This is a genomic window from Marivita sp. GX14005, assembly GCF_023370775.1.
Lineage (GTDB): Bacteria > Pseudomonadota > Alphaproteobacteria > Rhodobacterales > Rhodobacteraceae > Marivita.
Map to the genome: position 1 here is coordinate 846108 of NZ_JAMCCQ010000001.1, position 14777 is coordinate 860884.

Below are 14777 nucleotides of genomic sequence, written 5' to 3' on the forward strand. Positions count from 1 at the left end.
CACCAAGGCGAAACGTCAGAAAAGTAAAAAGTGTTGACCTATTTTTTCTCGATTCACCGCCTAAGCATCTAAGCTCCATTCGTATCTATTAAATTTATGTCCGCTTCGGACCCAATTTATTGCTTCCTCCTTCGCCCCGGACAGGTATACCCGGCGCGATCCATCGGCTCAGAACGGTTCAAAATGGCCCTGTCACATTTGCTTATCCTTGCGCTGATTCAGGGGATCACCGAGTTTTTGCCGGTCTCGTCCTCCGGGCATCTCATCCTCCTGCCGCATCTGACGGGGCTCCAAGATCAGGGACAAACGCTGGACGTGGCCGTCCATGTCGGCACCTTGCTGGCCGTGGTGATCTATTTCCGAAGCGATGTGAAACTCGCGGGGGCCGGTCTGAGCCGCCTCGCGCGCGGAAAGCTCGACACGCAGGGCGCAGTCTGGGCGCTCAACCTGATAGTCGCGACGCTGCCGGTCATCGCCGCCGGATATGCGCTGCACGCACTAGGACTGACGCAGGCGCTGCGCTCGATCGCGGTGATCGGTTGGGCGATGCTGGTCTTCGGCATCGTTCTCTACTGGGTCGACCAAAAAGCATCGACATCACGGCACGCGAGCGACTGGGCGCTGCGCGATGCGCTCATCATGGGGTGTGCGCAGGCCATCGCGCTCATTCCGGGCACCTCGCGGTCGGGCATCACGATCACCGCGGGGCGCGGGCTCGGCTACGACCGCGAAAGCGCCGCCCGGCTTGCCATGCTGATGTCGATCCCGACGATCCTCGCATCCGGCGTACTGCTGGGGATGGATGTTGCGCAGGAGGCCGATCTCGCCACCGCCCGAGACGGTGCGATCGCCGCTGCGCTCGCTTTCGTCGCCGCGCTGGGCGCTCTTTCGCTCATGATGCGACTGCTGAAATCGGTGAGTTTCACGCCCTATGTCATCTATCGGATCATACTGGGCGTGATCCTCCTGATCATCGCCTATAGCTGAAAGCCGGGCGCGCTTTCCATCGATGGAAAGCGACGATGCGTCGACGTATCGTGCCCCCTATAGCCGATGATAGGGCAATCCGGCCTGGATCGTTGCGGCACGATAAAGCTGCTCGGCCAGCATCACGCGAACCAGTTTGTGCGGCCAGACCATCTTGCCGAAGCAGATCGACAGATCCGCCGCGTTTCGCAAGGACGGATCGATCCCGTCCGCCCCGCCGATCACGAAAGCCACGTCCCCGCGCCCTTGATCCGCCCAGCGTGACAGCCGGGCCGCAAATTCAGGGGAGGACAGATCGGCGCCCCGCTCGTCGAGACACACCGTCACGCCGCCCGGTGGAAGCGCCGCCTGCAGAAGACCCGCTTCGCCAGCAGGCCCGCCGCCCTTCTTGTCTTCGACCTCTGTTTCGCCACCGAACCGCCATCCAAGGCCACGGCCGACCTGACCGAAGCGCGCCAGATAGTCATTGACGAGCGCGCGCTCGTGAGAGCGGCTCGCGAGCCGCCCCACCGCGCAAAGATGCACGCGCATCTAGTTCGCCTGAACCGCCCCGTTCGGCAGCCACATCTTTTCCAACTGGTAGAATTCCCGCACCTCGGGCCGGAAGACATGAACGATCACGTCGCCCGTATCGATCAGAACCCAATCGCCGGTTTCCTTGCCCTCGACCTTCGACAGGACGCCGAGATCGGCCTTGAGCGTATCGATCAGCTTTTCCGCGATGGCCGAGACCTGACGGGTCGAACGGCCGGAACAGATCACCATGTAATCGCCCATTTCCGTCTTGCCGCGCAGATCGATCTGCACGATTTCCTCGGCCTTGCTGTCATCGAGTTCCGCAAGGATCGCCGCGAGCAACGCTTCGCTGGCCGATCCGGTTCGGGACGCATCGCTCATTCGCGCATCCCCGTGAGTGGCATCTGCCACATCGGTGTGTAGAGACAGGACATCGTCCTCCTAGTCAGTCGCGCCGCAACAGCCCCGGCACCGGGTGGTCCCAAGGTAACATCGGACACCGCATTTCTCAATGACTGCGACAAAATGGGACCGTCATGCGCCATAAGGCACCCATACCGTCTTAACCTCCGTCGCGGCATCGAGGAACGCCACCCCCTCGCCATCCGCGCCCGTCCAGTCCCGCGCATGGCCATTGTTGACCCAGCTTCGCTTGAGATTGAGCGCCGCCCCCCGTTCGATCATCGCGGCCAGATCGGACGACGAGAACGACCAGACCGCATCCACATCCATGTGACTGGAGAGCACCGGCGCAAGGTCGGCATGACGCCCGGTCAGAACATTGACGACCCCCGGCGGCACATCAGACGTATCGAGCACCTGGTAGAAATCCGTAGCGGCGAGCGGATAGGGCTCGGACGCGACCAGCACAATCCGATTGCCCATCGCCACCGCCGGCGCCATGACGGAAACGAGCCCGAGAAGCGGATGATCGTCCGGGCAGAACGCCCCGATCACTCCGCAAGGCTCCCGCATCGCCAAGGCCACGCCACGCAGGGGGGCTTGCGCCACGCGGCCATCGAACTTGTCAGCCCAGGCGGCATAGGTAAAGAGCCGGTCCACCGCCGCATCCACTTCCTTGGCGCCCGACCGCGCCGCCGTCATTGCATCGATCCGCGCGGCGAACTCGTCCTTGCGGGCCGCCAGGTTCTCGGCAATGTAGTAGAGCACCTGCGCCCGCTGATGTGCGGTGGCACCGGCCCATCCGGCCGCACCGCGCGCCGCCTCGACGGCGTTGCGCACATCCTTGCGATTGGCAAGCGGTGCTTGCCCGATCAACTTACCCGATTTGGCGAAAACCTCGTGGGAATACCCGCCGTCAGGCCGCGCCTGCTTGCCGCCGATATAAAGCTTCGCCGTCCGGTCGACCGCCTGCGGCTCAGTATCCGGCCCGTGCCCGAACGGCTCGATCCTGTGAAGCGGCTTGAGCGTCCCGCCCGGCTTCGTATAGGCGCGCATCCCTTCGGGGCCGCCTTCCCGTCCGAAACCGCTTTCGCGAACGCCACCGAAGGGCGCTGCGGCGTCGAACATGTTCGTGCCGTTGATCCACACGATCCCCGCAGCCAGCTTCGGCGCGATATCCAGCGCGACATTGATATTCTCGCTCCAGACCGTCGCTGCCAGACCGTAGCGCGTGTTATTCGCCAATTCCAACGCCTCTTGCGGCGTGCGGAACGTGGTTCCGACAAGAACCGGACCGAAGATTTCCTCCTGCATCAACGGATCGGCGGCGCTCAGCCCGGTGATCAGGGTCGGCGGGTAGAAACATCCGCTCTCGGGCATCTCGCAATTCGCGCGATACGTCCGGCCGGCGCTGTTGCCCTCGACCAACCGGATGATCGTATCGAGCTGCTTCGGATCGACGATCGCCCCCACATCCACCGATTTGTCGAGCGGCGATCCAACGCGCAGCTTGTCCATCCGCGTGCGCAGCTTGTCGTGGAACCGCTCCGCGATCCCCTCCTGCACCAGAAGGCGCGATCCCGCGCAGCAGACCTGACCCTGGTTGAACCAGATTGCGTCCACCAACCCTTCAACCGCACTGTCGAGATCGGCATCCTCGAATACGATGTAAGGCGATTTCCCCCCTAGCTCGAGCGTCAGCGCCTTCCCCGATCCCGCGGTCGCCTCGCGAATCCGGCGACCGACGCTGGTCGACCCGGTGAACGCCACCTTATCGACATCGGGATGCGTCACGATCATCTCGCCCACCGCGCCATCGCCCGTCACGATATTGACGACACCTTTCGGCAGCCCGGCTTGCCGGCACATTTCGGCGAACAGAAGCGCCGTCAAAGACGTGTATTCGGCCGGTTTCAGAACAACCGTATTGCCCGCCGCAAGCGCCGGTGCGACCTTCCAGGACAGCATCAGCAGGGGGAAATTCCACGGCACCACCTGTCCGCAGACACCTTGCGCCACGCGCCCTGCCTGTTCACGCTCGAAAAGCTGCGCCTGACCTGCGTGGTAATAGAAATGCCGCTGCGCGAGCGGAATGTCGATATCGCGGCTCTCCCGGATCGGCTTGCCGTTGTCCAGCGTCTCCAGCACGGCGAAAAGCCGGCTGTGTTTCTGCAAAAGTCGCGCCAGCGCATAGAGGTAGCGCGCCCGCCCCGCCCCGCCGAGCCGCTCCCAACCGCGTTGCGCCTTGCGCGCCGCGGCAACCGCAAGGTCGACATCGGCGCTCGAGGCTTGCGTCACATGCGCAAGCACCTCCCCCGTGGCCGGATTGCGGCTCTCGAAGACCTCACCGGGTTCGGTCATCGCGCCGTCGATGAAATGGCCGAAGCGGTCTCCCTGATCGACAAGCCATGCGAGCGCGTCCGCCGCGCTTTCCGGTGCGTCGCCGTAATCCATGGTCTCGAAAATCTCTCGCACCGTCATGGCTTCTTCTCTTTCCAAATACTCAAATCCGGCGCTACCCGGACGCGTGCCGCCAGGATGCGGAATAGGCCCCTGTCACATGATGCTCCAGCTGGCGTTCTATATCCCCCAGCAGCGAAGAGGCTCCGAAACGGAACAGATCGTTGCGCAGCCAGCGGTCGCCAAGCTCTTCCTTCATCAGCGCCAGATAGACGAGCGCGTCCTTCGCCTTCGAAATCCCGCCCGCCGGCTTGTAACCGACCCTGATGCCCGTCTGGTCGAAATAGTCCCGAATGGCCCGGATCATGACGAGCGACACCGGCAAGGTTGCGTTGACGCTTTCCTTGCCGGTCGAGGTCTTGATGAAATCGGCGCCCGCCATCATGCACACGAGCGACGCGCGCGCGACATTCTGCAACGTGCCCAATTCGCCGGTCGCCAGGATCGCCTTCACATGCGCCTCGCCGCAGGCGGCACGAAAGGCGCGCATCTCGTCATAAAGCACCTGCCAGTCCCCGGTCAGGACGTGGCGGCGTGAAATTACGATATCGATCTCCGACGCGCCGGCTTTCACGCTTTCCTCGATCTCGGCCACGCGCAGATGGAACGGCGACAGCCCGGCCGGAAAACCGGTGCTGACCGCCGCCACCGGGATGCCCGAGCCATGCAATGCCGATACCGCTGGCGCGATCATGTCGTGATAGACACAGACCGCCGCAACGGTCAGACCTTCCATTCCCAGCGCCTCCAGAAGATCGGCGCGCACAGGCTGCCGCGCCTTGGCGCAAAGCCGCTGCACCCGGCCCACGGTATCGTCACCGGCCAGCGTCGTCAGATCCATGCAGGAGATCGCCCGGCACAGCCATGCCGCCTGATGGTCCTTCTTGATGGACCGCCGCCCAGGCAATCCGGCCGCCCGCCGCTCGATCGCGGAACGGTTCGCACGCGCGCGCATCACCCAATCGAGATCGAGCGCCATCCCGAAATTGCGGCGCTCCACGGTCTGCGGCAGATGCCTTTGGTCTGTTTCCGTATCGGTTGCCGTCATGCGCAGTATATCCCGTAGCGTTCCACGATGCTGACACGCAGCCTGCACAACGGCAAGGGGCAACGCGACGACAGCACGTTCACCGGATCAAATCCGAAAACCACCGCTTGAGCGCGTTTTTCTGGGGTCTCAGGATGGGCAAATGCAGGATACGCGGCTTGGGCTGGTCGGAATAGATCAGCTCGGACGCCTCGAACACACGCTTGTTGAATTGCGGCGGCAAGACATAGAAGCGCAGATCGGCATCCCACAAAAGCTCGCGGAACGTCACCTGATCGACCCGGAACCCTGCCTCCTCGAACGCGGCGCCCCAGCTTTTGAAGAACGCGTGCGTCTTCGCATTCTTTCGGTAGAGCAGGACGCCCGTATTGATCTCGGGAAACGTCTCCGGCAATTCCTTGCGCCACACCTTCAGGTGCCGTGGCCGGTGCCACAACACCACATGCGCGCCGCACAGGTCGAAATTCTGCAACAGATCGAAAAGCGAGGACAAATCGGCCCGAATGATCGTGTCATTGTCCAGAAACAGCGTTTCGTCAAAAGGGCTGTCCTGCAGAACGGCCGTCTTGGGACGTTTCAACCCATCGGGAATAACGAAGGCCTGATCGAAGCCCGTTGTGTCGTCCTCCGCCGCGCACCAGATCGCGCAGGGCAGATCCGGGTTGTGCTTTTTCACCGACGCCGCCGACCGCCGCGCAACATCGACATGCGTCTTGCCCCAGGCCACGTAAACCACCCCGCGCCGCGCTTGATCTTTTGTCATCGTCACCCTCTGCCGCTTGACGCGTCACCGCGCGTCGTGTCTGCACTATCAGCATGTTGCGCGCGATACAGCCAGAGCATTGCGATTTTCTGACCGGCCTTGCGATCCGGCCCCTGGAGGAAACCGGCCTCCTTTTGACCGCGCGATATCACCCCGATCGCTTCACGCCCGAGCTTTTTCATACCAACGGCATGCCCCTTCCGCTGCATATCGCAAGATCGGTCCCGAAGCGGCAGGCGGAGTTCCTTGCCGGGCGGCTTCTCGTGCGGCACGGACAAGAGGCGCTGAACCTCGCGCCGGACACCATCGGCACCGCCGACACCCGCGCGCCTATCTGGCCGAAGGGCAGCAGTGGCTCGATCACCCATGCGCGCGGGCGCTGCGGCGTGCTGATCTCCACCGACACGGGATCGAGCTACGGAATAGACACTGAACAGATTGCCCAAGGCGACAGCCTGAAGGCGATCCTGTCACAAACCCTGTCTGATCACGATAAGGCGCTGCTTTCGAAAACCGAAACCGCCCGCGATGCGACATTGGTCTTCTCCGCAAAGGAAACCCTGTTCAAGGCGCTTCACCCCCTTATCGGTCGTTTCTTCGGCTTCGACGCTGCAGAACTGGCCGAACCGCCGGGTAAAAATACCCTTCGTCTTCGCCTGACGGCAGATTTGTCCAATACTTTTTCCAAGAACCAACCCTTCCTGATTCATCACGAGACAACTGACAGTCATATCCTGACATGGCTTTCCGTTTCTATTTCCCAAACCCTTCCAGTGACTTAACAGGGAAAAATCGAATCACTAGAATTCGAACAAAATAAGAACATAAAAGAGGGCATGTTCGCCGAGCTCTCGATCACGTCCAACTTCACCTTCCTCACCGGAGCGTCCCACCCCGAGGAATACATGGATCGTGCCGCCACGCTGGGCCTTTCTGCCATCGCCATTGCCGATACCAACACCGTCGCCGGCATCGTCCGCGCCTGGACCGAGGGGGAAACGATCCGGCGCCAGCTGCGCGAACGGGCCGGTCTGGAGGCGAGGAACGGCCCCATCGGCCCGCCAGCGCCGGATCATCTGAACCACCGGCGCGCGCATATCCTGACGGATGTGCCGCGGCTTGTTCCGGCAGCCAAACTGGCCCTGAGCGACGGGCTGAACCTCACCGCACTGGCCCGCACGCGGCAGGGATGGGCCACGCTTTGCCGCTTGCTCACCACCGGTCGCCGCCGCGCTCCGAAGGGAAGCTGCCATCTGACGCTGGACGATCTGATGACAGGTGCGGACGGTCTCGAACTGCTCCTTCACCCTCCCGCCCCGACGATGCCGCGCGGCGCGGATGAATGGCTGACACAGGCCCGGCGCCTGACGCGCCGCTTTGCCGGGCAAATGCACCTGCTGATGGCTCCGCAATATGACGGGCAGGACATGGCGCATTTCGACCGGACCGCCGAACTGGCCGACAGGCTGGACCTGCCCACCCTCGCCTCTGCTACCCCGATCATGCACCAGGGCCGCCGCCGCCGCATGGCCGATGTGCTCTGCGCCATTCGCCAAGGCTGCCGCGTCGATGAGCTTGGCACGCAGGCGCTGGCCAATGCCGAACAGCGACTGCGCAGCGAGACGGATATGCGCCGTCTGCTCGGCCCACACGCCCCCGCAATGGACCGCGCCGCGCAACTGGCCGAGCGGTGCACCTTCGATCTGGGCCAGCTGCGCTACGAATACCCCAGCGAGATCACCGGGCGCGAAACCGCAACCGAACGCCTTGCCCGGCTCGCCCATGAGGGGCTGAAATGGCGCTATCCTTACGGCGCTCCGGACAAGGTGAAACGGCTGCTGGCGCATGAACTGGATCTGATCGCCAGGCTGAAATACGAACCCTATTTCCTCACCGTGCGCGACATCGTCGCCTTCGCGCGCGAACGCGGCATCCTCTGCCAGGGGCGCGGCTCGGCGGCCAATTCGGTCGTTTGCTACTGCCTTGGCGTCACCTCCGTTTCGCCGGAAGTCGGCACGATGGTCTTCGAACGTTTCGTCTCCGAAGCCCGCGACGAGCCGCCCGACATCGACGTCGATTTCGAACATGAACGCCGCGAGGAGGTGATCCAGCACATCTATGACCGCTATGGCCGCCACCGCGCCGGGCTTTGCGCCACCGTGATTCACTACCGCGGCAAACGCGCCATTCGCGAGGTCGGCGCGGCGATGGGGCTGAGCCAGGACACCATCGGCGCGCTCTCCTCGCAGCTTTGGGGCTTCTTCTCCTCGAACGGGCTAGAGCGGCAACGGATGCAGGAAATCGGCCTCGACCCCGACGATCACCGCCTGACGCAGACGATGGATCTCATCTTCGAGATCATCGGCTTTCCCCGGCATCTCTCACAACATGTCGGCGGCTTCATCATCACCGAAGGCCGGCTCGATGAACTGGTCCCCATCGAAAACGCCACGATGGAGAACCGCACCGTCATCTGCTGGGACAAGGACGATATCGACGCGCTCGGCATCCTCAAGGTCGATGTGCTGTCGCTCGGCATGCTTACCTGCATTCGCAAGGGTCTCGATCTGATCGCGCAGCATCACGGTGAGCGTCACAGCCTCGCCACGCTGCCCCCCGAGGATGCGGGCACCTATGACATGCTCTGCCGCGCTGACAGTATCGGCGTGTTCCAGGTCGAATCTCGCGCGCAGATGAACTTCCTGCCGCGCATGAAACCGCGCTGCTTCTACGATCTGGTGATCGAGGTCGCCATCATCCGCCCCGGCCCGATCCAGGGCGACATGGTCCACCCCTATATCCGCCGCCGCAACGGCGAGGAGGAGGAGGTGAACTTCCCCTCCGACGAGTTGGGCGCGGTGCTGGGCAAGACGCTGGGCGTGCCGCTCTTTCAGGAACAGGCGATGCAGATCGCCATCGTCGGTGCGGGCTTCACCCCCGAACAGGCCGACCGCCTGCGCCGGTCACTGGCGACGTTCAAGAAACACGGTAATGTCAGCGAATTCCGCACGCTCTTCATGCGCGGGATGCGCAACAACGGCTATGACGAGGATTTCGCCGAACGCTGCTTTTCCCAGATCGAGGGCTTCGGCTCCTACGGCTTTCCCGAAAGCCACGCCGCCAGCTTCGCGCTGCTGGTCTATGCCTCCGCGTGGATCAAGCATCACCATCCGGGCATCTTCGCGTGCGCGCTCCTGAACTCGCAGCCGATGGGCTTTTACGCCCCCGCCCAGATCGTCCGCGATGCGCGTGAACATGGCGTGACCGTCCGCCCCATCTGCATCAACACAAGCTTCTGGGACAATGTGATGGAACCGGACGAGGAGGGCGGCCTCGCTCTGCGGCTCGGCTTTCGCCAGATCAAGGGCATCTCCGAGGAAGACGCCACCTGGATCGCCGCCGGACGCGGCAACGGCTATCACAGCGTCCACGACCTCTGGCGCCGCGCGGGGCTCGATCCGGCCACCATCGCGCGACTGGCCGAAGCGGATGTATTCCAGGGCACCGCGATCAGCCGCCGCCAGGCGCTCTGGGATGCCAAGGCGCTGAGCGCGCGTAAGCCGCTGCCGCTTTTCGCAAATTCGCTGGAAGACGAGCTGATCGCCGAACCGGCCGCCTTGCTGCCGGACATGACCGAAGGCGAAGAAGTGGTCGAGGATTACGTCGCCATGCGCCTCACGCTCCGCCGCCACCCGGTCGCCCTGCTGCGCCACATCCTGACGCCCTGAACCGGGTCTTTCTTCTCTTTCCAAATACTCGAAAGCAGCGCCGGCCACCCGGAACGCCGCATCCCAAACGCGCTGCGTGTCACAAGATCAGGGGGCCGAACGGCCCCCTTTGCTTCAGATGCCGACGTCGATGATCGCCTTCGCGAGGATCGGCACGGACTTTTCGTTCAGCCCCGCGATATTGAGCCGGGAATCGCCCACGAGATAAACCCCATGCGCATCGCGCAATTGATCCACCTGCTCCGGCGTCGCGCCAAGGCGCGAGAACATGCCCCGATGCTGCGCGATGAACCCGAACCGGTCCGATCCAGACAGCCTTTGCAACTCCGCTGCCAGTTGTTCGCGAAGCGCGAGCATGCCGGTGCGCATCTTTTCCAGCTCAGCCCGCCAATCGGCGCGCAGCGCGTCATCGGTCAGAACCGTCGTCACCAGCCGCGCGCCGTGATCGGGAGGGAAGGAATAGAGCTGCCGATTGAGATAGGCCAGCGTCCCCTGGTTAAGCTTCTGCGCAGACGCCTTTTGCGACACCGCCATCACAACGCCCGTTCTCTCGCGATAGATCCCGAGATTCTTGGAACAGCTTGCGGCAATGATCGTCTCCGGCACCGAAGAGGCGATCAGACGTGTCGGTTCGGCATCCTTGTCCAGCCCGTCACCGAAGCCCTGATAGGCGATATCCACCATCGGAACAGCGCCGGTCTCCAACAGCAGATCGACAATCGCCTGCCACTCGGTCATGTTCGGATTGGCGCCCGTCGGATTGTGGCAGCAGCCGTGTACCAGCACCACGTCGCCCTTTTTGGCCTGCGCCAGATCCTCCATCATACCGTCGAAATCCACGCCCCGGCTCTCGTCGTCGAAGTAGCGATAGGGCACGGCCGCGATACCCATATGCTTGAGGATCGACAAATGGTTCGGCCATGTCGGATCGCTGACGAATACCCGCACATCGGGATTGGCCATGCGCGCCAGTTCGAAAGCCTGCCGGATCGCGCCGGTGCCGCCCGGCGTCGCCGCTGCCGCCACAGTGTCACGCGGGACCGCATCGCCCAGCACCAGCCCGATCATCGCATCGAGAAAGGCCGGCTCCCCGGCCAGCTTGGTATAGGATTTGGTGGTTTCCGTCTCCCAGAGCCGCTTCTCCGCGTCCTTTACGGCACGCATGATCGGCGTCTTGCCATCCGCGTCCTTGTAGACACCGACCCCCAGATCGATTTTCGTCTCACGCGGATCGTCGAGGTAGGTCTGGACGAGGGCCAGGATCTTATCGGCGGGTTGCTCTTTCAGGGTCTCAAACATCGGCATCTCCAGTGGCTATGGGCAGGGTGGGGAACATTCCCCATTCCGTCCAGGAGCCGTCGTAAAGGGAATGGTCGTCCTTGCCCATACGCGCCAGGGCAAGCGACAGGATCGCGGCGGTGACGCCCGATCCGCAAGTGGTGATCGCCGGCCGGGACAGGTCCACCCCGGCCGCTTCGAAGATAGCGCGCGTTTCTTCGGGCGCTTTCAGGGTATGATCGTCATTCAACAGACTGGCATAATGCACGTTCCTCGACCCCGGAATATGTCCGGCGCGCAATCCCTCGCGCGGCTCGGGATCCTCGCCCCGGAACCGGCCGGGGGAACGCGCGTCGATGATCTCGTGATCGCGCAGCTTTGCCGCGGCCGACACTTGCGTCACGTCGCGCACCAGATGGGCCTGCCGGCGCACCGTCATGTGACGGTCGCGCACGATCGGCGGCATGTCCTCGATCTCGCGTCCTTCGGCAACCCATTTGGGAAAACCACCATCCAGAACGGCGACATCCCTGTGCCCCATCAGCTTGAACATCCACCACACGCGCGCGGCGGAGAACAGCCCCGCGCCGTCATAGACGACGATCTGATGTCCATCGCCCACACCCATCGCGCGCATCCGCGACATGAACTTCTCGACCGGCGGCACCATATGCGGCAGATCCGACCGGCTATCGGCGATATCGTCGATATCGAAGAACCGCGCGCCGGGAATGTGGCCGGCCTCGTATTCGGCCTTCGCATTGCGCCCGGTATCGGGCATGTGCCACGATCCATCCAGAATACGCAAATCCGGGTCGCGCATATGCGCGGCCAGCCATTGTGTCGATACAAGGGTCTTGGGGTCGTCCTGGGCCATGATCCTCGCCGCATCTGCTTCGGGTTGACCCTGCATAGAACCCGTGCCGGCCACACGCAAGGATGCGTCCCCGCATCCTGGGCTTTCCGTCAACGGAAAGCCGCTCCGTTCAACCGGCGTTCTTCAGCAGACGCTGCTTCTGACGGCTCCAGTCGCGCTTGGCAGAGGTTTCGCGTTTGTCGTGGTGCTTCTTGCCCTTGGCGATCCCGATCTTCATCTTCGCGATGCCCTTGTGGTTGAAATACAGCACCAGCGGAACCAGCGTCATGCCCTTGCGCTGCGTCTCGTTCCAAAGCCGCGACAATTCCTTGCGCGACACCAGCAGCTTGCGGCGCCGCCGCTCCTCGTGCTTGAACATCGCCTTCTCATAGGGCGCGATATAGGAATTGACGAGCCAAAGCTCGCCATCCTCGACCGCGGCATAGCTTTCGGCGATGTTGGCGCTTTTCTCACGCAGCGCCTTGACCTCGGATCCCTGCAGCACGATTCCGACTTCGAGATCGTCCTCGATCGCATAATCGAACCGGGCACGCCGGTTCTCGGCGATCACCTTGTAGTTCGGATTGTCCTTCGGCTTTGCCATTGCTGCGGTCTCCTTCGCGAAGGCGACTGATATAGGAATCGAGTGGCGTTTTGAAACCGGTTTTCGGCGGGCGAACGCAAAAGGCGGGCCGCAAGGCCCGCCGTCACTCGTTACACCACTACCCCGCCCTAGACGAACTTGCGAATTTCCCCCGATTTCAAGCGCGACCAATAGCTGTTGAGCTCGCGCTTCACCACGGGCATGAGCACATAGAGCCCGATGATGTTGACCACCGCCATTGCGAAGATCGCCGCATCAGAGAAGTCGATGACCGGGCCGAGGCTCGCGGCTGCGCCGATGATGACAAAGAGACAGAAGATCGACTTGAAGATCAGCTCCTGCGCCTTTCCCTCGCCCAGCAAATAGGTCCAGGCTTTAAGCCCATAATAGGACCACGACAGCATCGTCGAAAATGCGAACAGAACCACCGCGATCGCCAGCACATACTGGAACCCGCCGAAGGAGGCCGAGAAGGCCGCTGAAGTCAGCGCAACGCCCGAAACGTCGCCCACTGTCTGAATGGCCGTTCCCGCTTCGTTAAGCACGTAATTGCCTGTCGCCGGATCGGAAATCAGCTGACCGGTGATTGTGATGACCAGCGCTGTCATCGTGCAGACGATCACCGTGTCGATCAGCGGCTCGAGCAGCGACACGAACCCTTCGGTGATCGGCTCCGACGTGCGAACGGCCGAATGGGCGATCGCGGCCGATCCGACGCCCGCCTCGTTCGAGAACGCCGCCCGGCGGAACCCCTGGATCAGCGCGCCGACAAAGCCGCCGGCGACGCCGAGCCCGGTGAACGCGCCTGCGAAGATTTGCCCGAACGCCCAGCCGATGCGGTCGAAATTCATCAACAGGATGATCAGCGCCGTTCCGACATAGAGAATACCCATGAATGGCACGATCTTTTCCGTGACCCGAGCGATGGATTTCACGCCGCCCACGATCACGATAAAGACGATGAAGGCGAAGATAACTCCGGTGATCCATCCCGGATACGGCCCGAACACATTTGTAAGCTGCGCATGGGCTTGATTGGCCTGGAACATGTTGCCGCCGCCAAGAGAGCCAAGAATACAGAAGATCGCGAACATCACGGCGAGGATCTTGCCCCCCGGTTTGCCGACCTCCGCAAATCCCTTGGTCAGGTAATACATCGGTCCGCCCGATACCTTGCCGTTCGGATACTCGTTCCGATATTTGACCCCAAGCGTGCATTCGGTGAACTTGGTCGCCATGCCCAGAAGCCCGGCCAAGATCATCCAGAAGGTCGCGCCCGGCCCGCCGATGCCGACAGCAACCGCAACGCCGGCGATATTGCCGAGCCCGACCGTTCCGGACAGCGCCGTCGCAAGCGCCTGGAAATGGCTGACTTCGCCGGCATCGTTCGGATCGGAGTAATCCCCCTTCACCAGCGAGATGGCATGACCGAAGGCGCGAAACTGGATGAGACCGAAATAAACCGTGAAGACAACGGCGGCGACAACCAGCCAACCGACGATCCATGGAAAGGACGTGCCAGGAAAATTGCTGAAAATCAGGGTGACGAACCAGCCGGTCGAACTGGCGAATGCGTTGTTGATCGTTTCATCGAAGGATTGCGCAGAAGCCGATGCCGCCGCGAAAAAACCAAAGCCCACGGCAAGAGCCGCGGAAGAAAAAATACGTTTCATAATGGGAAATTCCTCTGCGCTCATGGGACGATGGTGCAGGGCACCGGCGCCATCTGGACGAGCGAGCCGGCCACCGATCCGAAGACCCGCGAACTCAACCCGCCGCTGCCATCGCGCCCGACGACCATTTGCGTCGCGCCCTGTTTCTTGGCGATATCGCAAAGCGTCTTGGCGACATGGCCATATCTGATCATCGTTTCGACAGGCACACCCGCCGCCGCGATCGTCTGCTTGAGCGGCGCCATGAGCGCCGTTTCGGCCCGTTCGATCTCTTCCTTGCGCCGTCCATGCCGCTCTTCGAGCTCCTGCGGCGTCAGGAACGAGTAGGCTGACCATTCCAGCACATGAACGACGAGCACCGCGCCGCTTTGCGCGGTGGCTTGCCGCACGGCGAAATCGATTGCCCGCTTGGCCACGTCACTGCCGTCATAACCGACGACGATCACTTCAGTCATCTTGCTC

13 protein-coding genes are annotated in these 14777 nt (G+C 62.5%); 3 read left to right on the forward strand and 10 right to left on the reverse strand.

Features of this window, described 5'->3' with window-relative positions; genetic code table 11:
* The first annotated feature begins 183 nt into the window (after positions 1-183).
* Positions 184-987 carry an undecaprenyl-diphosphate phosphatase gene (locus tag M3465_RS04310; protein ID WP_249500463.1) on the forward strand — a complete coding sequence of 268 codons (804 nt, stop codon included), beginning with the start codon at positions 184-186 and terminating at the stop codon, positions 985-987.
* 57 nt (positions 988-1044) lie between these two features.
* On the opposite strand, the gene rlmH is transcribed toward M3465_RS04310, so the two are convergent.
* From rlmH to M3465_RS04335, 5 genes are all read right to left on the reverse strand, one after another.
* A complete protein-coding gene (gene rlmH, locus M3465_RS04315) occupies positions 1045-1518 on the reverse strand; it encodes a 23S rRNA (pseudouridine(1915)-N(3))-methyltransferase RlmH (protein WP_249500464.1) in 474 nt (157 codons plus the stop codon).
* Entirely contained in the window at positions 1519-1884 is a 366-nt protein-coding gene (rsfS, locus tag M3465_RS04320) for a ribosome silencing factor (RefSeq protein WP_249500465.1), read from the reverse strand.
* Positions 1885-2037: 153 nt separating this feature from the next.
* Positions 2038-4386, reverse strand: coding sequence for an aldehyde dehydrogenase family protein (locus tag M3465_RS04325; protein ID WP_249500466.1), 2349 nt, complete (start codon positions 4384-4386; stop codon positions 2038-2040).
* Positions 4387-4420: 34 nt separating this feature from the next.
* A complete protein-coding gene (deoC, locus tag M3465_RS04330) occupies positions 4421-5413 on the reverse strand; it encodes a deoxyribose-phosphate aldolase (RefSeq protein WP_249500467.1) in 993 nt (330 codons plus the stop codon).
* Between the two features lie 79 nt (positions 5414-5492).
* Complete coding sequence (locus tag M3465_RS04335; RefSeq protein ID WP_249500468.1) at positions 5493-6176, reverse strand: glycosyltransferase family protein; 684 nt, start codon at positions 6174-6176, stop codon at positions 5493-5495.
* Between the two features lie 53 nt (positions 6177-6229).
* Between M3465_RS04335 and M3465_RS04340 the strand changes: the two genes are divergently transcribed.
* Positions 6230-6958 (forward strand): 4'-phosphopantetheinyl transferase family protein, encoded by a 729-nt coding sequence (locus tag M3465_RS04340; RefSeq protein WP_249500469.1) that lies wholly within the window; start codon positions 6230-6232, stop codon positions 6956-6958.
* Between the two features lie 54 nt (positions 6959-7012).
* A complete protein-coding gene (locus M3465_RS04345) occupies positions 7013-9904 on the forward strand; it encodes an error-prone DNA polymerase (RefSeq protein ID WP_249500470.1) in 2892 nt (963 codons plus the stop codon).
* A gap of 114 nt (positions 9905-10018) precedes the next feature.
* Here M3465_RS04345 and M3465_RS04350 read toward each other — a convergent pair whose 3' ends face one another.
* The 5 genes from M3465_RS04350 to M3465_RS04370 all read right to left on the reverse strand — a co-directional run bounded on the left by M3465_RS04350 (position 10019) and on the right by M3465_RS04370 (position 14770).
* A complete protein-coding gene (locus M3465_RS04350) occupies positions 10019-11203 on the reverse strand; it encodes an amino acid aminotransferase (protein ID WP_249500471.1) in 1185 nt (394 codons plus the stop codon).
* Positions 11196-12059 carry a 3-mercaptopyruvate sulfurtransferase gene (gene sseA / locus M3465_RS04355; RefSeq protein ID WP_249500472.1) on the reverse strand — a complete coding sequence of 288 codons (864 nt, stop codon included), beginning with the start codon at positions 12057-12059 and terminating at the stop codon, positions 11196-11198. Before sseA ends, M3465_RS04350 begins: the two co-directional genes overlap by 8 nt.
* Before the next feature lie 109 nt (positions 12060-12168).
* Complete coding sequence (gene smpB / locus M3465_RS04360) at positions 12169-12642, reverse strand: SsrA-binding protein SmpB (protein WP_249500473.1); 474 nt, start codon at positions 12640-12642, stop codon at positions 12169-12171.
* A 128-nt stretch (positions 12643-12770) separates the two neighbouring features.
* Positions 12771-14315: an alanine/glycine:cation symporter family protein gene (locus tag M3465_RS04365; RefSeq protein WP_249500474.1), complete on the reverse strand. Its 1545-nt coding sequence runs from the start codon at positions 14313-14315 to the stop codon at positions 12771-12773.
* 20 nt (positions 14316-14335) lie between these two features.
* A complete protein-coding gene (locus M3465_RS04370) occupies positions 14336-14770 on the reverse strand; it encodes a universal stress protein (RefSeq protein WP_249500475.1) in 435 nt (144 codons plus the stop codon).
* Positions 14771-14777: the final 7 nt, after the last annotated feature.

Bases quoted from the DNA above. Each gene is read 5' to 3' on its own strand.
- M3465_RS04310 (WP_249500463.1), top strand. From the start codon at position 184: ATGGCCCTGTCACATTTGCTTATCCTTGCGCTGATTCAGGGGATCACC.
- sseA (WP_249500472.1), bottom strand. From the start codon at position 12,059: ATGGCCCAGGACGACCCCAAGACCCTTGTATCGACACAATGGCTGGCC.
- smpB (WP_249500473.1), bottom strand. From the start codon at position 12,642: ATGGCAAAGCCGAAGGACAATCCGAACTACAAGGTGATCGCCGAGAAC.
- M3465_RS04370 (WP_249500475.1), bottom strand. From the start codon at position 14,770: ATGACTGAAGTGATCGTCGTCGGTTATGACGGCAGTGACGTGGCCAAG.
- rlmH (WP_249500464.1), bottom strand. From the start codon at position 1,518: ATGCGCGTGCATCTTTGCGCGGTGGGGCGGCTCGCGAGCCGCTCTCAC.
- M3465_RS04340 (WP_249500469.1), top strand. From the start codon at position 6,230: ATGTTGCGCGCGATACAGCCAGAGCATTGCGATTTTCTGACCGGCCTT.
- M3465_RS04350 (WP_249500471.1), bottom strand. From the start codon at position 11,203: ATGTTTGAGACCCTGAAAGAGCAACCCGCCGATAAGATCCTGGCCCTC.
- M3465_RS04325 (WP_249500466.1), bottom strand. From the start codon at position 4,386: ATGACGGTGCGAGAGATTTTCGAGACCATGGATTACGGCGACGCACCG.
- rsfS (WP_249500465.1), bottom strand. From the start codon at position 1,884: ATGAGCGATGCGTCCCGAACCGGATCGGCCAGCGAAGCGTTGCTCGCG.
- deoC (WP_249500467.1), bottom strand. From the start codon at position 5,413: ATGACGGCAACCGATACGGAAACAGACCAAAGGCATCTGCCGCAGACC.
- M3465_RS04365 (WP_249500474.1), bottom strand. From the start codon at position 14,315: ATGAAACGTATTTTTTCTTCCGCGGCTCTTGCCGTGGGCTTTGGTTTT.
- M3465_RS04345 (WP_249500470.1), top strand. From the start codon at position 7,013: ATGTTCGCCGAGCTCTCGATCACGTCCAACTTCACCTTCCTCACCGGA.
- M3465_RS04335 (WP_249500468.1), bottom strand. From the start codon at position 6,176: ATGACAAAAGATCAAGCGCGGCGCGGGGTGGTTTACGTGGCCTGGGGC.